Genomic DNA, 19,291 nt, shown 5'->3' on the forward strand with positions numbered 1-19,291 from the left:
ATCAGTTCTTGACTGATGATGGGTAGCCCGCATCCTCGGTAGCCTTGGTCAGTTTCTGCACGCTGGTCTTGGCATCATCGAAGGTGACCACCGCTTCGCGCGTCTCGAAGGTCACGTCAACTTTACTGACGCCATCGACCTTGGAAATCGCCTTCTTGACAGTGATCGGACAGGCCGAGCAGGTCATGCCCGGTACGGACAGCGTAACGGTCTGGGTGGCGGCCCACACGGGGGCAACAACGGCAGCGAGGGCAAGGGCGGAAAGCAGCTTTTTCATGGTGAACTCCTGTGATCAATAGAAAAATGGCACGACGTAGGGAAATCCGAGCGCGACCAAAACCAGCACGGCCACGCCCCAGAAAATGAGCTTGTAAGTAGCTCGCACTTGGGGAATCGCGCAAACCTCACCCGGTTTGCAGGCGGCTGACGGCCGGTAGATGCGCCGCCAGGCGAAGAACAACGCCACCAGCGCCACGCCGATAAAGATGGGGCGATAGGGTTCCAACACCGTCAAGTTGCCGATCCAAGCGCCGCTGAACCCCAAGGCGATCAGAACCAGCGGCCCGAGGCAGCAAGCCGAGGCGAGGATGGCGGCCAGCCCGCCAGTGAAGAGCGCGCCGCGCCCGTTTTGAGGTTCAGACATGCGTTTGTCCTTTCGAATCTGAATTGGATAGCTTAAGCTTACTTCCGTAGTTATGTACGGAGTCAAGCGATATGGAAAACAATTTGGAGAACCTGACCATTGGCGTTTTCGCCAGGACGGCCGGGGTCAATGTGGAGACCATCCGGTTCTATCAGCGCAAGGGCTTGCTCCCGGAACCGGACAAGCCTTACGGCAGCATTCGCCGCTATGGCGAGACGGATGTAACGCGGGTGCGCTTCGTGAAATCAGCCCAGCGGTTGGGCTTCAGCCTGGATGAGATCGCCGAGCTGCTGCGGCTGGAGGATGGCACCCATTGCGAGGAAGCCAGCAGCCTGGCCGAGCACAAGCTCAAGGACGTGCGCGAGAGGATGGCCGATTTGGCGCGCATGGAGGCTGTGCTGTCTGACCTGGTGTGCGCCTGCCATTCGCGGCAGGGGAATGTTTCGTGTCCGCTGATTGCGTCGTTGCAAGGTGGAACGAGCTTGGCAGGGGCTTCCACAGCTTAGCGTGCTTTATTTTCCGTTTTCTGAGACGACCACAGATCAGAAAAGACTGTGCAGCCGACTCTTGATATTCCGTGCAGTCACCTTCTGAAAATGACATGTGGAGATGGAAAAGCAATACATGCACAAGTTTCAGGAGCGCCCTTAGCAATGGATCAATTTTAATGAGCATTGAAGCGCGTCTAGCCAAGTCGTATCGGTTTATAAAGAACAACTCTCGGAAGGTTTTTATCTCCCTTGGTGTGTTGGCCATGTTTTCTATGGGAACTGCTCTATGGAATTACTTTGGCTTCGGGGGGCTTAGCAGTTTTGCTGAGCAGGCGATCGTTTTCGACGATTCAGGCCTGCGCCTACCCGATAACCTGGCGGGACCGACGGGACGAATTCGGATCGTTCATTTTTGGGATCCAGCCTGCAAAGTCTGTAATCGAGAGACCGGCGCTCATTTGAGCTATTTGATAAGTATGTATCGACGCGCAAACATCGACTTTTATAGTGTGAGGAAGCCTGGGACAACAGGGGAACTTCCTTCGTTTCTCCAAGGTAAACTGACCCCGCTGGATGGCATTGAAGGAATGGACAAGATTCCTGCCAGTCCTTCAGTTGCAATATGGGGTGCCGACGGACGCTTGGCTTATGCGGGCCCCTACAGCCTCGGTATGGTATGCACATCAGCAAACAGCTTTGTTGAGCCGATCATCGACAAACTGGTTGCGGGGCAAGCGGTTGAGCCATTCGGCATGCTGGCTGTTGGCTGTTGGCTGTTACTGTCGCTGGAATGAATAAAAGAATACGCTTGGTTTCAAGTTATTCGCACCACTACGGCCAGCACGGCTTGAGTGCTTTACCAGTACCAGACGTGGTCATGTTGCGCTAGCAAACTTGGCAATTCGCCAGTGCTCAAAGTCGCTACCCTCGAAGTCACTCGGATCTCATCCATTACGATTACGCTAACCGCGAGCTTCATTACCGGCCAACTGGGTGGAGATCGATCGATAACAATCCCAGATGATGCAGATCAAGTCCGCGAGCATGTCCGGGCTGGGGTTCTCAAAGCCCGAGACATCTTCAAGTACTAGGCAGAGCGCGTCAGCGAATGCCGCACGCGACAATAGCGGTCCATGAGATTGCCGAACGAAATCTGCCAGTTCGTCACGCTCTCTCTCAGTTAGCGAACTGAGCGTGCTCACCTGCTCGGCCGGCGCATCAGACATTTGGAACGGTCCGAGCGCGAGCAAGCTCCACAAACTTCTGCGCCTTCGTTGTCACGGAGGCGTAGTCTCCCGCGGCCGCAGTTGAGGTCAGATAACCCCCGACACCAACCGCCAGCACGCCCTTGACAAACCAATCGTTAAAGTTCTCCACGGTAACGCCACCGCTCGGTAGAAAGAGCGCCTGCGGCAATGGCGCCGCAATGCTCTGAATATGACTTGGACCAAGTGTGCTCGCAGGGAATATTTTTATGATGTCTGCGCCTGCCACCAACGCGTTAACGACTTCGGTCGGTGAGAACGCTCCCGGTATTGATACGACTCCATACTGAGAGCACATGCGGATCACGGCCGGATCGACGGCAGGTGACAATAAAAACGCTGCCCCCACCTGGATTGCTGCTTTGGCCGTTTCCGGGTCCAATACGGTCCCGGCGCCCACGGTCACGTCTTCCATCTTTGCCAGACTCTCAACGACGTCAAGCCCGCAAGGGGTTGTCAGGGCAATTTCCAAACAACTGATGCCACCTTCGACGCATGCCATCGCAGCTTTGAAGGCGACATCCGGATCATCTTCTCGAATGATCGCAACTATCTTTGAAGTACCGATGCGGTTTAGGACGTCTAGTTTGTTCATTTGAGTCAACTCTTATAAGGGTGGAAAAGGCATACGCCTCCACATCGGACCTTCACGTCGGCCCCATAAAAAACATACGCATCCTCAATGTATGGATTAATTCGTATGTTGTATGTTTATTATACATATCTTGTATGCATATCGGTATAAGGTCCGAGACGTAGGGACGTCCTCACACGATCGCTCTCGAGCCCAGTCGGCGATCCTCCTTGAGCAGCTTCGCGACTTTGGTGAGCGCCAGCCTCAGCAAGGTTTGGTTGGATGCTCCCCCTGTGGAGATGCGGATGGCATCACACGCTTTGGCTGACGCGTTAAAGGATTCCGAGCAAGCTACCGCCACCTTGTGGTCCTCAAGCGCATGGGCAAAGAGGTGCTGGTTCCAATGCGTTGGCAAGGGAAGCCAGATGTGTAGGCCAGTCGGATGGGCGTAGGCATCTTCAGGCAGAAGAGATCTGGCGAGCGTCTGACGCGCCCGCGTCTCGCGCTGAATCTCCTGGATGATGTGACTTGCCACCCCGCTACGTATCCATTGCTCAGCGAGTGCCAGGAGAAGTGCAGATCCCGTCCCCGATACTCGCAACGCCTGCTGTAGGCGGGAGACGTCCGTCCCCGGTGGCGGCATAACAAAAGCCGTCCGCAGGCTGGGCCAGATGCACTTGGACATGGTCGCCAGGTAATAGGCACCCTTGCCCCCGCTCAAAGTCGTGATTGGAGGCGGAGCGTCGCTGACCAAGTATCGGTACGGGTCATCCTCGATCAACGTCATGTCGAGCCGATCTAGCGTGCTTGAGATGTCGCGTCGACGACTTTCTGGCATCGTGCGTGCAGTTGGATTCTGTAGCGTCGGGTTCAGATAGATCAGGTTCGCTCCGCTGGCAGCGTGGCAACGTTCGATCGCATCAGGCATGACACCGTCCTCGTCTGCGTCCACCGCCATCACTTTTAGACCCAACTGCCTGGCAGCATGAAGAAACCCTGGGTAGGTCAACGGCTCGCAAAGAACCGTATCTCCAGCCCGGGCCATTGCACCCAAGATGCCGGCGATAGCTGCTTGCGCACCTGCACACGCAATCAGGTCCTGGCCCGACAGCCCGTCAAGCGCTGGCCTGAGCCAAGCCTGTGCGGCCTGAATTGCTGACCGATTGGACAACCCATCCTGGTACTGGGATAGGGTCTCGATAGGCTGACGCGCCAGTACTTCCTGAATACCGGTCCTCACCAGGTCGGCCATGGACCCCGCCGCGAGCTGAGGCGGTATGTTCATCGCGAGATCGATCTCACCATGCTCTTGCGTCGCAGCCGAGCCGATCACGAATGAACCACGGCCGCTATAGGCTGCGATCAACCCACGGTTACGTGCCTCTGTATAGGCGCGTGTCACGGTGGTCAGGTCTACATTCAGTTTGGAAGCCAGCCACCGCTGTGCCGGAATCAGATCGCCGGCAACAAGCTCGCCAGAGTCGATGGCTTGACCGATCAGATCTGCGATCTGTAGGTATCTCGGCCCGGCACCTGGTGTCAGTTGCTTGATCCAGCCTGCACGGGCTTCCCCCCTCGCGTCGTTGCGAGTAGCCATATGAATTCCTCGGTTGTCAATCCATACAATGGAGATTATAATTGCCGTACATTGTCTCATATTTACCATACGTTTTAAAGTTGTATGGTTCTCATGCCCGGCGATGAGGTGGCGTTGGGGGTCTTCATGTCCTCGGCGCCGAGTGTTCCGTGATGGAGATGCACCCCGATGAAAGACCACCACCTGATCTCTGCGAACCGGCTTGACGATGGCGCGGTCGTGTGGCTCAACGATGCTCTTGAATGGGTCGATACCCTGGAGCTGGCCTGTGCCTTTGACGATGAGCGCCTCGAAGGAGCCAAGCTCGCAGCTGAGCATGCGGTTGGGCAGAATCTGATCGTTGGGCCGACACCACGCGCTGCCCAGATCGTTGAAGGACTGCCGCTACCGATCGACTACCGCGAACAGCTGCGATCTCGCGGCCCTTCCGTACGTCCGGATTTCGGCAAGCAAGCCGAGAGTGCGGGGGTGCTCAGCACCGTTCGCGAGAGACCTGTCGTGCCCGTCGAGGTCGCGCATGCGGGCGTGTACCGCTACGACCCGTCGGAGCGCGAGTTCCTCAAGACGCGCGCTCAGCAGTTCGAGCAGCAAGTTGCACGGCGCCTTTCGGGTGAGCTCGACGAAGAGGCATTCAAGGTCTACAGACTGATGAATGGCCTGTACCTGCAGTTGCACGGCTACATGCTGCGCGTGGCCATTCCCTATGGCACGCTCAGCGCCATCCAGATGCGACAGTTGGCCTACGTGGCGAAGACCTACGACAAGGGCTATGGCCACTTCACGACGCGTCAGAACATGCAGTTCAATTGGCCGCGCCTGTCGGATTCGCCCGAAATTCTGTCCGTGCTCGCAGACGCAGACCTGCACTGCATTCAGACAAGCGGTAATTGCATCCGCAACGTCACGACCGATCATTTTGCGGGCGCCGCCCTGGACGAAGTGGTCGATCCGCGGGTGCATGCAGAGATATTGCGGCAGTGGTCCACCGATCACCCCGAGTTCACCTATCTGCCGCGCAAGTTCAAGATCGCCATTACCGGCAGCCCCGTTGACCGCGCTGCAGTGCGGTTCCACGACATAGGCATCCTCGCCAGAAAGAATGACGCAGGCGAGGTTGGCTTTCAGATCTATGCCGGCGGCGGCCTGGGACGCACGCCTATCGTCGGCACAAAAGTCCGAGACTGGCTGCCCGAGCGCGAGCTGCTGCGCTACGTAGAGGCAATCCTGCGCGTGTACAACACCTTGGGGCGCCGGGACAACATCTACAAGGCGCGCATCAAGATCCTTGTGCGCGAGCTCAAGCCTGCGAAGTTCATCGAGATGATCGAGGATGAGTTCACCAACCTTCCGGCAGACCGTCAGTATCTCGAGCCCGATATCGTTCAGGCCATTCGTGAGCGATTCGTGGCACCTGACTTCGCTGAACTTTCTGCGGTATCGCCGGAGCACGAACTCATGCTGGAGGCCGATCCAGAGTTTGGCCACTGGGTTCGCAACAACACGCACCCGCACAGATGCCCGGGCTATATAAGCGCCGTGATCTCGCTCAAACCTGCGGGGGGCATTCCCGGCGACATCAGTGCAGAAGAAATGGTAGCGCTTGCCGACCTGGCGGAAACCTATTCACTCAATGAGATTCGTGTGTCTCATGAGCAAAACCTGGTGCTTCCCCATGTGGAACTCAGCCAGCTCTATACGGTCTGGAAGGCGCTGCGTAGGGCGGGATTGGCAACACCCAATATCGGCCTCATATCGGACTCCATCGCTTGCCCGGGGATGGACTACTGCAGTCTGGCCACAGCGCGCTCCGTGCCCGTTGCACAGCGTATTGCGCTGCGATTCGATGAGGCCAAGCAGCGCGAAATCGGTGAACTCAAACTCAATGTGTCGGGCTGCATCAATGCGTGCGCGCATCATCACGTGGCCCACATCGGCATCCTCGGTCTGGACAAGAGCGGTAAGGAGTCCTACCAGATAAGCCTGGGCGGCAGCGCCGACGAAAGCGCTGCGGTCGGAACGATCCTGGGCCCTTCGGTGGGCTACGACAGCGTTCCAGACGTCATCGAAGCGATTGACGACATCTATCTCAAAAATCGCAGCGAGAACGAAACCTTCATCGACACCTATCGTCGCGTGGGGATCGGCCTGTTCAAGGAGGCACTTCATGACACTCATTGACACAGCGGGAACGCCATTGGCAGACCCTTATCAGTACCCAGTTGACGATCAAGAACTGACCGAGGCCGACCACCGCGTTGTACTGTTATCGCAATGGGACACATACCAAGAACAGTTCGGCAAGACCGCGACTGGGGTCTGGGTTACTGGAGACCAAGACCCCGCCGACCTGCTTGCCTTGCTCAATCGAACGCGCGTGGTCGTCATCGAGTTCCCTAAATCCCGTGATGGTCGAGGGTTCACGTTGGCGCGAGTGCTTCGGGAGCGTCATCGCTACGACGGCGACATCCGCGCTGCCGGTCCGTTGCTGCCTGACCAATTCTCGATGCTGATCCAGTGCGGGTACACCAGCGTGCTCGCCGAAGCAGCGATACCGCTGGTCCGATGGAAAGAGGCAGCGATGGCGCTGGATCAATCCAAGGCGCGTCCACGGACACTATTGGATCGTCTCTCCCAGAATAGGTAGGTATAGCCATGTTCAACCTCACTGCACTCGAGCTGGCGCGAATTCAATTCGGATTCACGATCACGGTCCACATCATCTTTCCCGCCATCACCATCGGGCTGGCAACGTATCTCGCCATCCTCGAAGGATTGTGGTTGAAAAAACAGGATGCGGTCTACAAGACCCTGTACCACTTCTGGTCCAAGATTTTCGCGGTCAACTTCGGAATGGGCGTGGTGTCGGGTCTGGTGATGGCCTACCAGTTCGGCACCAACTGGAGCCAGTACTCCGAATTCGCCGGCAGCATTACCGGCCCACTGCTCACCTACGAGGTCCTCACGGCGTTCTTCCTCGAAGCAGGCTTTCTCGGCGTGATGCTGTTTGGCTGGAACAAGGTCGGCCCACGCCTGCACTTCTTCGCCACGGTTATGGTGGCGATTGGAACATTGATCTCCGCCACCTGGATCTTGGCCTCCAACAGCTGGATGCAGACGCCGCAGGGACACGAGGTCATCAATGGCGTGGTGGTGCCGGTGGATTGGATCGCGGTCATCTTCAACCCGTCCTTTCCCTATCGACTCGCACACATGGTGATGGCTGCGTTCATCTCCACCGCGCTACTGGTCGGTGCGTCGGGTGCTTGGCATCTTCTCAAGGGTAACCGCGGGCGCGAGGTCAAGAAAATGTTCTCCATGGCCCTGTGGTCACTGCTCGTGACAGCTCCCCTTCAGGTCTTCATCGGCGACCTGCACGGCCTGAACACGCTCGAACACCAGCCAGCGAAGGTCGCTGCCATGGAAGGACATTGGGAAAACAAGCCAGGCGAAGGTGTCCCGTTGATCCTCTTCGGCTGGCCTGACATGGATGCCGAGACCACCCGCTACAAAATCGAGATTCCGAACCTTAGCAGCCTGATTCTGACCCACGAATGGAGCGGACAGTACCCAGGGTTGAAGGAGTTCGCTCGAGAAGACCGACCCAACGCGACGATTGTGTTCTGGACCTTCCGCGTCATGGTGGGGTTGGGTATGTTGATGCTCGTCCTTGCGCTCTGGAGCGCATGGTCGCACTGGCGCCGGCGAGCCTACGAATCGCGCGCGCTGCTGCGATTCGCCTTGCTCATGGGACCGTCGGGACTGATTGCGCTTTTGGCCGGTTGGTACGTCACGGAAATTGGACGCCAGCCGTGGGTCGTCTATGGGTTGATGCGCACCGCAGACGCGGTCTCGAACCACTCGGCACTGACGCTTAGTGTCACCTTGGTCGTGCTGCTTGTGGTGTATGCCGCGGTGTTCGGGACGGGCATCGGCTACATGCTCAAGCTGATTGGGAGAGGCCCGGATTCTAACGAGAACCCGCCCGATGGGGATGCACTGGATCAGCGACCTGCACGTCCGCTTTCCGCTGCAACGGACCCCGCTCAACCCACCTCGACCGACGTTTGACAAAGGAGCTATGACATGGGTATCGATCTTCCACTGATCTGGCTTCTGATCATCGGCTTCGGCGTGATGATGTATGTCATTGCCGACGGCTTCGACCTCGGGATCGGAATTCTCTTTCCATTCGTCAAGGACCGCAGCCACCGCGACGCCATGGTCAACAGTGTCGCGCCGGTTTGGGACGGCAATGAGACCTGGCTCGTGCTGGGTGGAGCGGGCCTCATGGCGGCCTTCCCCAAAGCCTACGCGATCTTGCTCAGCGCCTTCTATGTTCCGGCCATCTTGATGCTGCTCGGACTAATCTGGCGCGGGGTGTCTTTCGAGTTCCGCTTCAAGGCCGACGATGCCCACAAGCCATTCTGGGACAAGGCCTTCATGCTGGGCTCGTTCGTCGCCGCATTCTTCCAAGGTGCGATCCTGGGGGCGTTCATCGACGGTGTTGAGATCGTCGGAGGTCGCTCAGCCGCCGGGATCATGGACTGGCTGACGCCGTTCTCCGTCTTTACGGGTATAGGGGTCGTCATTGCTTACGCGCTATTGGGATCGACTTGGCTCGTGCTCAAGACCGAAGGCGACCTACAACGGCAGATGATCCGGATCGCCAAGCCGACCACATTTGCCGTGTTGGTGGCCATTGCCATTGCTTCGATCTGGACGCCATTGGCCGATCAAGCGATTTCCGATCGATGGTTCAGCCTGCCAAACATCTGGTTCTTCGCGCCGGTTCCAGTTCTCGTAGCAGCTGCAACGTACTACATCCAGCGCACGCTCAATGACGACCCTCATGCTGGGCCCTTCGTCTGGTCACTGGTCCTGATTTTTCTGGGCTACACAGGATTTGTCATCAGTATCTGGCCCAACATCGTGCCTCCATCGCTTTCCATCTGGGATGCAGCGGCACCTTCTGAAAGCCTGGGATTCACCTTGGTCGGGGCGCTGCTAATCATTCCCATGATCCTCGGCTATTCGGCGTGGGCCTATTACGTCTTCCGCGGAAAGGTCAAAGTTGGCGAGGGGTACCACTGAATGGGCGCTCCATCTACTCACCCGCGCCGCGAAACCTTGCGGCGCGTCGGATGGCTGATCTTGATCTGGTTCTGCAGCGTCGCTGCACTGGGCATCGTCGCGCTCGGTATGCGACTAGTCATGCGCCTGGTTGGGATGAGCACCTGATGCTTCAAAACAAAGACCGGCTGCTGCAACAAAACGTCCAGCAGTTCCCGAGCAACACGACTGAAAGAGCCGAATGACGATGGAAATGGCCAAAAGAGCCTACAACTTCAGCGCAGGACCTGCTGCGCTCCCGGAACCTGTTCTGGCGCAGATTCAGACTGAACTGTTGAACTGGCGTGAGACTGGTGCCTCCGTCATGGAAGTCAGTCATCGCTCGCCCGACTTCGTGGAAATGGCGGAACAGATGAGCAGGGACCTGCGCGACTTGCTGGGCGTACCTGAACACTACCGGATTCTGTTCCTGCAAGGCGGAGGCGCCCAACAGTTCTCCCAGATTCCCATGAATCTGCTCCACGAACCGCGAATTTGCGACTACATCGATACCGGACATTGGTCCCGCAAGGCCATTGACGCAGCTGGTCGATATGCCGAGGTGAACATCGCAGCCTCGATCCGCGACGTTGCGCCGCAATCCATTCCGCGCGAGCCTGAATGGCGAATCTCCGCGGCGCCGGCCTATCTTCACTACACCGCGAACGAAACCATAGATGGGCTGGAGTTTCATTGGATACCGGATATCGGCGATGAAATCCCACTTGTCGCGGACTTCTCGGCAAACATTCTTTCTGGCCCGCTGGACGTATCCCGATTCGGCCTGATCTACGCAGGGGCGCAGAAGAACATCGGCCCGAGCGGGATGACATTGGTGATCGTTCGCGAGGACCTGCTGGGTCGCGTCCATCCGTACTGCCCGGACATCCTGAACTACGGCGTGATCGCAGAGCATGACTCCATGTACAACACACCCGCGACGTTCGCCTGGTACGCGTCAGGTCTGGTGTTTCAGTGGATCAGATCACTCGGCGGGCTGGAAGCCATGCGCGCGAGAAATCTACGCAAGAAGGACATCCTTTACAACCAGATCGACCGCAGCGGCTTCTATGTCAACGACATATCGCATGCCGATCGCTCCCATATGAATGTTCCTTTTCGGCTCTGCGACCAAACGCTTGAAAAGGTATTTCTCGACGGTGCCGCCGAGCAAGGCTTTCTGGGCTTGAAGGGACACCGGGCCAAAGGCGGCATTCGTGCCTCGATCTACAACGCCGTCTCGGAAGACGCTGTCACGGCACTGGCCGGCTACATGGCTGAGTTCGAACAGCGTCATGGCTAACATCAACGGACTATTTTCATCGTGACTATCAACTATCTGTCGCTTGCCGTCAGCGAGGTTCATCGCCTGGCACCCTATGTACCCGGAAAGGCCATCGAGGAACTGGAACGAGAGACGGGGCAAAGCGCCGAAAGCATCATCAAGCTGGCGAGCAACGAGAGCCCCCTGGCCGCCAATCCGAATGTTCTTCGTGCGATTCAACAGGCGCTTCAAACCATTACCCGCTATCCCGATGGCACGGGACATCGGCTGAAAAACAAGCTCCGGGACAAGTTCGGGTTGAACCCGGATGGGCTTACTCTTGGCAACGGCTCGAACGAGCTGTTGATCACGATCGCTCAGTCATTTCTTTGTGCCGGCCGCAATGCGGTGTTCAGTCAGTACGCTTTCTCGGTCTATGCGTCCGCGACGATTGCCGCTGGCGCGCAGGTGCGTGAGATACCCGCTCGCGAGTGGGGAAACGACCTCGAACTGATCTTGAAAGCGATCGACCGGGACACGCGCGTCGTCTTTCTCGCTAATCCAAACAACCCGACCGGCACATGGTTTGAATGTGCGCAGTTCGAGGCGTTCATGGACAGGGTTCCTCTTGAGACACTTGTCGTCCTGGATGAAGCCTACATCGAGTATGCAGAAGATCCGGCCTTGCCTGACGGTCTGGCCTATCTGTCGCGCTATCCCAACCTGATCGTGACCCGAAGCTTGTGCAAGGCCTACGGGCTGGCAGGCTTGCGGGTTGGCTACGCGGCATCGTCGCCCGAGATCGCCGAGATCCTGAATCGGGTCCGGCAGCCGTTCAACGTCAACAGCCTGGCGCTGGCGGGTGCCTGTGCCGCGCTTGATGATCACGACTATCTGCGACAGGGGCGTGAAGTGAACCGGCAGGGCTTGAAACAGCTGCAGGATGGCTTTTCTCGGTTGGGCGTCGCATGGATTCCTTCGCGTACGAACTTCGTCACCGTCGATTTTGAACGTCCCGCTAAAGCGATCTACGAAGCGCTCCTGGCCAAAGGCATCATCGTTCGGCCCATGGACGGCTACGGGATGCCCCATCACCTCCGCATTTCGGTGGGGCTCGAATCCGAAAATTCGCGGCTTCTTGCGACGCTCGAGGGCATTTTGCGGGAAGGAGTGCAGCAATGAATGTAGCCGTATCGCGAGACCTTTACGAACATGTCATGGTGCCCAACTACGCTCCCGTGTCTGTCGTTCCCGTCGACGGGCGTGGTGCACGCGTTTGGGATCAGGATGGCACTGAGTACATCGACTTTGCCGGCGGTATTGCAGTCAATGCCTTGGGCCACTGCCATCCGGACCTTGTTGAAGCGCTCACGCTGCAGGCGCAGCGTCTCTGGCACACATCGAACATCTTCACCAACGAGCCGGCCATGCGGCTGGCCCACGCGCTAACGCAGGCCTCGTTCGCCGACCGGGTCTTCTTCGCCAATTCCGGCGCCGAGGCCAACGAGGCGGCATTCAAGCTCGCCAGACGCTACGGCGTTCGTACTGGCGGCGAGGACAAGCATGAGATCGTTGCGAACTTGAACAGTTTCCATGGCCGATCACTGTTCACGGTCAGTGTGGCGGGCCAGCCGAAGTACTCCGAAGGGTTCGGTCCGCCGATCAAGGGCATCCGGCATGTCGCGTTCAACGACATCCAGGCATTGGAGGCAGCCGTATCAAGCCGTACCTGCGCTGTCGTGATTGAACCAGTGCAGGGGGAAAGCGGCGTCTTGCCCGCCAGCCGCGCGTACCTGCAACGCGCCCGTGAACTTTGCGACACCCATGGCGCGCTCTTGATATTCGATGAAGTGCAGACAGGCATGGGCCGCCTGGGAACCCTTTTCGGATACGAGCACTTCGATGTCGTCCCGGACGTCATGACCTTGGCCAAGGCCATTGGTTGCGGCTTCCCGTTGGCGGCGATGCTTGCCACCAAGGAAGCCGCAAGACACCTGGAGTTTGGCACCCACGGCAGCACCTTCGGTGGCAACCCGCTGGCATGTGCAGTAGGCGAGACGGCACTGAAGCTCATAGACCGGCCCGAGCTGTTGCGCGGCGTCCAGATTCGGCATACCCACTTCGTTTCGGCATTGACCGTTATCGGCAAGCGCTACGACCTGTTCAAGGAAGTGCGCGGCATCGGCTTGCTTCTTGGCTGCGTGCTGAATGATCGCTGGAAGGGCCAAGCAAAGCATGTGATGGACTGCTGTCTTGAGCATGGCGTGATGGTGTTGCAGGCAGGACCGGATGTGATTCGGCTTGCGCCCAGTTTGGTCATTGAGACCGAAGAGATCGACGAAGGATTGGCCCGACTGGCAAAAGCTGTAAAGCAGCTATCCAGAGAAACGGTGGCGATGTGAATTTGGGCAGGAGATAAAACCATGGAAGCGAAGTATTCGGCAATATGCGGAAGCCTGGTGGCGCTGGTCACGCCGATGACCTCGGACGGTGCCATTGAATGGGACATCTTCCGAAAGCTGATTGATTGGCACATCGATCAGGGCACTGATGGGCTGGTCATCATGGGATCGACCGGAGAGACGGCAACGATCTCGACCGACGACCATATCGAGTTGATACGAGTCTCGGTGGAACATGCAGCAGGTCGCATCCCCATCATCGGAGGAACCGGTGCGAATTCGACCAGCGAAGCCATCGAACTGACACGCGCAGCACAGAAAGTTGGTGTTGCCGCCTGCCTCTCCGTTGTCCCGTACTACAACAAACCAACGCAGGCTGGCATCTATCAACATTTTCGCGCTGTGGTCGAGGCCGGCGACGGTCCAGTGATTCTGTACGACGTTCCAAGCCGCACGATCACCAGCATGACGGTGGAAACCATTCTGGCGCTGTCAGAAGTGGACGGCGTAGTGGGGTTGAAGGACGCCACTGGAGACATCGGACGCGCAAACGAACTCTTGCACAGGCTGTCGCCGAGCTTCTCTATCTACAGTGGCGACGACGCGACGGCCGCGGCACTGATCCTCATGGGAGCGAAGGGAAATATTTCGGTCACAGCCAACATCCTTCCCAGCAGCATGCACGAGCTTTGTGCAGCCGCTCTGGCAGGCGACGTCGCAACTGTCCGTAGCTTGAGCCGCCGGCTGGCGGCGATCAATCAAGCGCTCTTCATCGAGTCCAACCCGATTCCGGTGAAATGGGCGATGGCGCGGATGGGCCTGATCCCCGAGGGCATGCGTCTGCCGCTCACCCCGTTGTCGGCCCAGTACGTCGACACAGTGACCAGCGCCATGGGAGACGCCGGAATTCGGCTGCACTCTCCCGGCCCCGGATTCGATCTGATCGATCCGCCTCCCGCACGTCGATCGCCAGCCTCCCAATGAGCCACCCGATTGATATGGCGGCAAGTTCCGATTCTGGCCAGGCAGGCCGGGAACGACTTTTGGTGCTCTTGGCGTTCGCGACCTTTGTCGTTTTCTTCCAGGCCTACGCGATCGCACCGATGCTTCCTGAACTCGCGTCGTTCTTCAAGGTAGAGGCGCGCGAAGCTGGTTTGGCCGTGCCGGCGTACCTGATCCCTTACGGGATCGCGACACTCGTCACTGGCCTGCTCGCTGATCGCCTGGGTATTGGCAAGGTCATGCTGAGCTCCCTCGCGCTCTTCGTCTTGCTGGTGCTCGCAACGGCGTTGAGCAGGACCGTTGAGACCCTGATCATATTGCGCGCGATCACCGGTGTTGCGGCAAGCGGAATCGTCCCCCTTGCATTGGTGGTCGTGGCCAAGCTGTATCCCTACGCCGAGCGCGGCCGGCCCCTGGGATGGATCTTCGGTGCCATGGCCGGCGGCATGGCAGTGGGGGCCCCTCTTGGCGTGGTGATCTCTCCTGCCATTGGCTGGCAAGGTGTCATGGTCCTCGTCGCCTGCATGGCATCGCTTACGCTCGTTCTGCTGTGGTGCAGACGCGAATGGCTATCGCGGGGAATGAAGATGCCGCCGATGACCTTCTCCTCTGTCCTCACCGGCTATGGGGAGTTGCTTAGAAGTCCTCGGGGTGCCCGCACTTATGGCTACGTGCTGGTGAACTCGATGTTCCACTCTGGCGTCTTCACCTGGCTAGCTGTCTATCTTGACCAGAGATACGGCCTGTCGCCGCAGCATATTGGCATTGCACTCCTTGGCTACGGGGTCCCTGGCTTACTACTCGGACCGCTGATTGGGCGTGCCGCCGACAGGTTCGGCCGCGGACGATTGCTTCCCCTCGGGCTTGGGTTGAGCACGATTGCGGTACTGATGTTGGTTGAGGATCTGCCACTTGCCTGGTTCTTGCTGCCCGTCGTCATGCTCTCGCTCGGGTATGACATGACCCAGCCTCTCCTTGCAGGAATCGTCACGGATGTGGGACGCGACCGGCCCGGCCAGGCAATGGGCTTGAACGTGTGCACCCTGTTTCTTGGCTTCGGGATCGGTAGCCTCGCTTTTCGTCAGCTCATGGACGCAGGATTTCCCATTGCTTTCGGGATGTTTGCCGCGGTCGAGGCGGTGCTGGCGCTGATCGCAATCCGCCTGTTTCGCAACGAAACACCGAAACCGTAGCAATGGTGAGCGATCTCTCACTCCGTCCCTACCACCCAGTGGCCTGAGCCCACGAACACTTTGCCCGAGATGAATACTTATGGATGCGGTCCGCACATCTATTTTCCAGACGCCCTCCTTGGAAACCACAGCAGGCGGTGCGCTTCGCTTCGCCTATATGGCGTCCCATTTGCCTCCCAACACCTCGGTCAACATCGCTTTCATTGATGCGGAATCCGCCAAGGAGCGGATCGTCGCGATCGATGTGCTTCGATCGTCGGGGCTCACTCCACGACCGATTGTTTCAGCACGGCGATTCACCTCGGAAGGAGCACTACGTTCGTTTTTGCATCAGGCTGTACAGATCAAAGGGGTAAGAGACCTCTTCCTTGTCGGCGGCGACCCAGCCGTGCCACGTGGGCCATTCAGGGACTCACTGGACGTGATTAATGGGTCATACCTGGATGAGACCAATATCAGTGCCATCGGTATCGCCGGCTACCCAGAGGGGCATCCACGTATAGAAGGCGCCATTCTTTTGGATAGCCTGCAACGCAAGGTGGAGGCGTTGAAGGCCAAGGGGCTGCATGTGGAAATCACCACCCAGCTTTCATTCGATGCTCTGGCCGTCATCGCCTGGATTCAGCGAGTCAGGGGAATAGGCATAAAAGCGCCGATTCGAATTGGCATCCCCAGTCCAGCCGGTGTCTCCGGAATACTCAAGTTTGCCAAGCTCTGTCGCGTCAGAACTTCTGTTGAGTTGCTCCAGCGTTACGGATGGGAGACGACATCCCTGTTGAACTCGGCTGGGCCAGACCGGTTTCTGACCGAGTTGCTCGAGAGTACCGAACGCCTCGAACTGGGCCCGCTGAGCCTGCACCTCTACCCATTGGGCAACTTGGAGAAAGCGCTCCAATGGTTCAACGGCTGGGAGGAAAAGAGTCGTTGGCTTCATTGATGCCAATGAAGATGGAATGCCTTTCAACGCGTTGGAGATGAAAACTATATGGACGTACGTCACAGCCTTCTTGAGGACCAAATCGGAAACACGCCACTGATCGCACTCGGGCATGTGGACGCGCAAAATAATCGGCCAAGAAGAAACACTGTCCTCGGGAAACTGGAAGGGAACAACCCCGGAGGCTCAGTCAAGGATCGGGCCGCGCTATCCATGATTCGTCGCGCGGAACAGCGTGGCGACATCCATCCTGGCGACACCCTGATCGAGGCTACGTCGGGAAACACAGGAATCGCGTTGGCGATGGTGGCTGCGATCCGCGGCTACAAGATGCTGATCCTCATGCCGGAGGACAGCTCCGTCGAGCGCATTCAAACCATGAAAGCCTTCGGAGCCGATGTTCTGCTCACGCCAAAGGAAGGCGGGATGGAGTATGCGCGCGATGCGGCGACCCGACTGCAGCAGGAAGGTCGCGGGCGGGTCCTTGACCAGTTTGGCAATACCGACAACCCACTCATTCACTACGAAACGACAGGCCCGGAGATCTGGAGACAGAGCCAGGGACGAATCACGCACTTCGTCAGCGCCATGGGTACGACCGGAACAATCACCGGAGTGTCGAGATATCTCAAGGAAGTGAACCCGGGAATTCGCATCGTCGGCGTTCAGCCCGAGGAAGGCTCCCGCATCCCCGGTATTCGAAAGTGGCCAGAGGCATATCGCCCCAGCATCTTCCGTCCAGAGGCAGTGGATGAATTGATCAATGTCCACCAAACAGATGCCGAGGACATGGCAAGAAGGCTCGCCAAGCAAGAAGGCATTTTTTGTGGAGCGTCGTCGGGTGGTGCTTGCTGGGCGGCGCTGGAAATTTCGAAGAAGGTTGAAGACGCAACCATCGTCTTCGTCGTGTGCGACAGGGGCGACCGCTACCTATCGACGGGCCTTTTCCCACACACGAAATCGTGATCCTGGAACCGATAGGAAGAAAAACTGAAATGAACACAACCGACAGACAGGCCGCCCTGGATTACCACGAGTTTCCCGTACCGGGAAAAATCTCGGTGACGCCTACCAAGCCGCTGGTGACACAGCGAGATCTAGCAGTAGCCTATTCGCCAGGCGTAGCCGCCGCATGCGAGGAAATCGTCTCGGACCCCGCCAACGTCTTCCGCTTCACCGGCCGCGGCAACCTGGTAGGAGTGATCACCAACGGGACCGCGGTGCTTGGACTGGGAAACATTGGTGCGCTTGCCTCCAAGCCCGTCATGGAAGGCAAGGCGGTACTCTTCAAGAAGTTCGCCGGTCTGGATGTGTTCGACATCGAGATCAACGAGACCGACCCCGACAAACTGGTCGAAATCATCGCGGTCCTTGAGCCGACTTTTGGCGGTATCAACCTCGAAGACATCAAGGCTCCTGAGTGTTTCGTTGTCGAACGCAAGCTGCGTGAGCGCATGCGAATTCCCGTATTCCATGACGACCAGCACGGCACCGCGATCACCGTATCGGCTGCGTTCATCAATGGCCTGAAGGTCGTGGGCAAGGACATCAAGAAGGTCAAGGTCGTCACGTCCGGTGCGGGCGCTGCAGCCCTGGCCTGCCTGGACCTGATGGTGGACTTGGGCCTGCCGCTGGAGAACATCTGGGTGACCGACATCGAGGGTGTGGTCTATGAAGGTCGCACCGTGTTGATGGACCAGGACAAAGTGCGCTTCGCGCAAAAGACCGAGGCACGCAAGCTGATCGAGGTGATCGAGGGTGCCGACGTTTTCCTGGGTCTGTCGGCCGGCGGCGTGTTGAAGCCGGAGATGGTAGCCGCCATGGGGCCGCGCCCGTTGATACTGGCCCTGGCCAACCCCAACCCTGAAATCCTGCCGGAAGCCGCGCTGTCTGTGCGCGATGACATCGTCATGGCGACGGGACGTTCGGACTACCCGAATCAGGTCAATAACGTGCTGTGCTTCCCCTATATCTTCCGCGGTGCGTTGGACGTGGGCGCGACGACGATTACTCGTGAAATGGAGAAAGCTGCCGTCCATGCGATCGCCGACCTCGCTCAGGAAGAGCAAAACGACGTCGTCGCAGCCGCGTATGGCTCCTACGGCCTCTCGTTCGGCCCGCAATATCTGATTCCCAAGCCATTTGACCCTCGCCTCATCGTCCGGATTGCACCGGCCGTGGCCAAGGCTGCCATGGATGACGGCGTGGCTACGCGCCCGCTGGCTGACCTCGACGCCTACCGAGCCCAACTTCAGCAATTCGTCTATCACTCTGGCGCTTTCATGAAACCGCTGTTCGCCGCGGCCAAGCAACTCGTGACCAACGGCGGGCGGGCGCGCATCGTCTTTACAGAGGCCGAGGACGAGCGCGTCCTGCGGGCCGTCCAAGTCATCGTTGACGAAACGCTGGCACGCCCCATTCTGGTAGGCCGCCCATCCGTACTGCGCTCTCGCATCGAGAAGTTCGGCCTGCGTCTCAAGCTCGACCATGATGTCGAGGTAACCAATCCCGAGCACGATGAACGGTTCAACCAGTACTGGACGACCTACTGGGAAATGATGTGCCGCCGCGGCATCACCAAGGAAATGGCGCGCGTTGAAATGCGCCGCCGCCTGACGCTGATCGGCGCCATGATGGTTCACCTGGGTGACGCCGACGGCATGATCTGCGGAACGGTCAGCGGCTATCACGACCACCTGCGTTTCATCGACCAGGTTCTAGGAAAAAAGGACGGCGTCACGAACTACGCTGCGATGAACATCCTGCTGCTAGGAGCCTGTCGGACTTGAGCCCGAGCGAACCCACTAAATCGGT

18 protein-coding genes and 1 pseudogene are annotated in these 19,291 nt (G+C 58.2%); 15 read left to right on the forward strand and 4 right to left on the reverse strand.

Annotated elements, in window-relative coordinates:
* Nucleotide 1 precedes the first annotated feature (1 nt).
* Together merP and merT are read right to left on the reverse strand one after the other, a co-directional pair.
* Nucleotides 2-277: a mercury resistance system periplasmic binding protein MerP gene (merP, locus tag OX89_RS15215; protein WP_000735441.1), complete on the reverse strand. Its 276-nt coding sequence runs from the start codon at nucleotides 275-277 to the stop codon at nucleotides 2-4.
* Nucleotides 278-292: 15 nt separating this feature from the next.
* Entirely contained in the window at nucleotides 293-643 is a 351-nt protein-coding gene (gene merT / locus OX89_RS15220) for a mercuric ion transporter MerT (protein WP_001294667.1), read from the reverse strand.
* A gap of 71 nt (nucleotides 644-714) precedes the next feature.
* Between merT and merR the strand changes: the two genes are divergently transcribed.
* Together merR and OX89_RS18280 are read left to right on the forward strand one after the other, a co-directional pair.
* On the forward strand, nucleotides 715-1,149 hold the full coding sequence (merR, locus tag OX89_RS15225; protein WP_036991831.1) for an Hg(II)-responsive transcriptional regulator: 435 nt from the start codon (nucleotides 715-717) through the stop codon (nucleotides 1,147-1,149).
* A 161-nt stretch (nucleotides 1,150-1,310) separates the two neighbouring features.
* Nucleotides 1,311-1,928: a DUF6436 domain-containing protein gene (locus OX89_RS18280; RefSeq protein ID WP_157497514.1), complete on the forward strand. Its 618-nt coding sequence runs from the start codon at nucleotides 1,311-1,313 to the stop codon at nucleotides 1,926-1,928.
* 424 nt (nucleotides 1,929-2,352) lie between these two features.
* Here the strand turns inward: OX89_RS18280 and OX89_RS15230 are convergent, their stop codons facing one another.
* A complete protein-coding gene (locus OX89_RS15230) occupies nucleotides 2,353-2,994 on the reverse strand; it encodes a bifunctional 4-hydroxy-2-oxoglutarate aldolase/2-dehydro-3-deoxy-phosphogluconate aldolase (protein WP_047351261.1) in 642 nt (213 codons plus the stop codon).
* A gap of 172 nt (nucleotides 2,995-3,166) precedes the next feature.
* The gene (locus OX89_RS15235; RefSeq protein ID WP_047351262.1) at nucleotides 3,167-4,570 is read right to left on the reverse strand and encodes a PLP-dependent aminotransferase family protein; all 1,404 of its coding nucleotides are present in this window, start codon (nucleotides 4,568-4,570) and stop codon (nucleotides 3,167-3,169) included.
* A 168-nt stretch (nucleotides 4,571-4,738) separates the two neighbouring features.
* Between OX89_RS15235 and OX89_RS15240 the strand changes: the two genes are divergently transcribed.
* From OX89_RS15240 to OX89_RS15295, 13 genes and pseudogenes are all read left to right on the forward strand, one after another.
* Nucleotides 4,739-6,748: a DUF2849 domain-containing protein gene (locus OX89_RS15240; RefSeq protein ID WP_047351263.1), complete on the forward strand. Its 2,010-nt coding sequence runs from the start codon at nucleotides 4,739-4,741 to the stop codon at nucleotides 6,746-6,748.
* Nucleotides 6,735-7,214, forward strand: a complete 480-nt coding sequence (locus tag OX89_RS15245; protein ID WP_047351264.1) for a DUF934 domain-containing protein — start codon at nucleotides 6,735-6,737, stop codon at nucleotides 7,212-7,214. The genes OX89_RS15240 and OX89_RS15245 overlap by 14 nt, the downstream gene beginning before the upstream one ends.
* Nucleotides 7,215-7,222: 8 nt before the next feature.
* Nucleotides 7,223-8,638, forward strand: coding sequence for a cytochrome ubiquinol oxidase subunit I (locus tag OX89_RS15250; RefSeq protein ID WP_047351265.1), 1,416 nt, complete (start codon nucleotides 7,223-7,225; stop codon nucleotides 8,636-8,638).
* 15 nt (nucleotides 8,639-8,653) lie between these two features.
* Nucleotides 8,654-9,661, forward strand: a complete 1,008-nt coding sequence (gene cydB, locus OX89_RS15255) for a cytochrome d ubiquinol oxidase subunit II (protein ID WP_047351266.1) — start codon at nucleotides 8,654-8,656, stop codon at nucleotides 9,659-9,661.
* On the forward strand, nucleotides 9,662-9,808 hold the full coding sequence (locus OX89_RS18285) for a DUF2474 domain-containing protein (protein WP_084002079.1): 147 nt from the start codon (nucleotides 9,662-9,664) through the stop codon (nucleotides 9,806-9,808).
* A 73-nt stretch (nucleotides 9,809-9,881) separates the two neighbouring features.
* Nucleotides 9,882-10,982 carry a 3-phosphoserine/phosphohydroxythreonine transaminase gene (gene serC, locus OX89_RS15260; RefSeq protein ID WP_157497516.1) on the forward strand — a complete coding sequence of 367 codons (1,101 nt, stop codon included), beginning with the start codon at nucleotides 9,882-9,884 and terminating at the stop codon, nucleotides 10,980-10,982.
* A 21-nt stretch (nucleotides 10,983-11,003) separates the two neighbouring features.
* A complete protein-coding gene (hisC, locus tag OX89_RS15265) occupies nucleotides 11,004-12,125 on the forward strand; it encodes a histidinol-phosphate transaminase (protein ID WP_047351267.1) in 1,122 nt (373 codons plus the stop codon).
* Nucleotides 12,122-13,345: an acetylornithine/succinyldiaminopimelate transaminase gene (locus OX89_RS15270; RefSeq protein WP_047351268.1), complete on the forward strand. Its 1,224-nt coding sequence runs from the start codon at nucleotides 12,122-12,124 to the stop codon at nucleotides 13,343-13,345. Before hisC ends, OX89_RS15270 begins: the two co-directional genes overlap by 4 nt.
* A gap of 21 nt (nucleotides 13,346-13,366) precedes the next feature.
* Nucleotides 13,367-14,329 carry a 4-hydroxy-tetrahydrodipicolinate synthase gene (gene dapA, locus OX89_RS15275; protein WP_047351269.1) on the forward strand — a complete coding sequence of 321 codons (963 nt, stop codon included), beginning with the start codon at nucleotides 13,367-13,369 and terminating at the stop codon, nucleotides 14,327-14,329.
* Nucleotides 14,326-15,540 (forward strand): MFS transporter, encoded by a 1,215-nt coding sequence (locus OX89_RS15280; protein WP_197541233.1) that lies wholly within the window; start codon nucleotides 14,326-14,328, stop codon nucleotides 15,538-15,540. The genes dapA and OX89_RS15280 overlap by 4 nt, the downstream gene beginning before the upstream one ends.
* A gap of 118 nt (nucleotides 15,541-15,658) precedes the next feature.
* Nucleotides 15,659-16,477: a methylenetetrahydrofolate reductase gene (locus OX89_RS15285; RefSeq protein WP_199856262.1), complete on the forward strand. Its 819-nt coding sequence runs from the start codon at nucleotides 15,659-15,661 to the stop codon at nucleotides 16,475-16,477.
* 48 nt (nucleotides 16,478-16,525) lie between these two features.
* Entirely contained in the window at nucleotides 16,526-17,443 is a 918-nt protein-coding gene (gene cysM, locus OX89_RS15290) for a cysteine synthase CysM (RefSeq protein WP_003460350.1), read from the forward strand.
* A 29-nt stretch (nucleotides 17,444-17,472) separates the two neighbouring features.
* Nucleotides 17,473-19,248 (forward strand): annotated as a pseudogene (locus OX89_RS15295) (NADP-dependent malic enzyme); the annotation flags it as partial.
* Nucleotides 19,249-19,291: the final 43 nt, after the last annotated feature.

It is taken from the genome of Diaphorobacter sp. J5-51 (assembly GCF_001023515.1).
Lineage (GTDB): Bacteria > Pseudomonadota > Gammaproteobacteria > Burkholderiales > Burkholderiaceae_C > Diaphorobacter > Diaphorobacter nitroreducens.

Excerpts from the sequence above, each read along its gene's own strand:
- merP (WP_000735441.1), bottom strand. The coding sequence starts at position 277 with ATGAAAAAGCTGCTTTCCGCCCTTGCCCTCGCTGCCGTTGTTGCCCCC.
- merT (WP_001294667.1), bottom strand. The coding sequence starts at position 643 with ATGTCTGAACCTCAAAACGGGCGCGGCGCGCTCTTCACTGGCGGGCTG.
- merR (WP_036991831.1), top strand. The coding sequence starts at position 715 with ATGGAAAACAATTTGGAGAACCTGACCATTGGCGTTTTCGCCAGGACG.
- OX89_RS18280 (WP_157497514.1), top strand. The coding sequence starts at position 1,311 with ATGAGCATTGAAGCGCGTCTAGCCAAGTCGTATCGGTTTATAAAGAAC.
- OX89_RS15230 (WP_047351261.1), bottom strand. The coding sequence starts at position 2,994 with ATGAACAAACTAGACGTCCTAAACCGCATCGGTACTTCAAAGATAGTT.
- OX89_RS15235 (WP_047351262.1), bottom strand. The coding sequence starts at position 4,570 with ATGGCTACTCGCAACGACGCGAGGGGGGAAGCCCGTGCAGGCTGGATC.
- OX89_RS15240 (WP_047351263.1), top strand. The coding sequence starts at position 4,739 with ATGAAAGACCACCACCTGATCTCTGCGAACCGGCTTGACGATGGCGCG.
- OX89_RS15245 (WP_047351264.1), top strand. The coding sequence starts at position 6,735 with ATGACACTCATTGACACAGCGGGAACGCCATTGGCAGACCCTTATCAG.
- OX89_RS15250 (WP_047351265.1), top strand. The coding sequence starts at position 7,223 with ATGTTCAACCTCACTGCACTCGAGCTGGCGCGAATTCAATTCGGATTC.
- cydB (WP_047351266.1), top strand. The coding sequence starts at position 8,654 with ATGGGTATCGATCTTCCACTGATCTGGCTTCTGATCATCGGCTTCGGC.
- OX89_RS18285 (WP_084002079.1), top strand. The coding sequence starts at position 9,662 with ATGGGCGCTCCATCTACTCACCCGCGCCGCGAAACCTTGCGGCGCGTC.
- serC (WP_157497516.1), top strand. The coding sequence starts at position 9,882 with ATGACGATGGAAATGGCCAAAAGAGCCTACAACTTCAGCGCAGGACCT.
- OX89_RS15270 (WP_047351268.1), top strand. The coding sequence starts at position 12,122 with ATGAATGTAGCCGTATCGCGAGACCTTTACGAACATGTCATGGTGCCC.
- dapA (WP_047351269.1), top strand. The coding sequence starts at position 13,367 with ATGGAAGCGAAGTATTCGGCAATATGCGGAAGCCTGGTGGCGCTGGTC.
- OX89_RS15280 (WP_197541233.1), top strand. The coding sequence starts at position 14,326 with ATGAGCCACCCGATTGATATGGCGGCAAGTTCCGATTCTGGCCAGGCA.
- cysM (WP_003460350.1), top strand. The coding sequence starts at position 16,526 with ATGGACGTACGTCACAGCCTTCTTGAGGACCAAATCGGAAACACGCCA.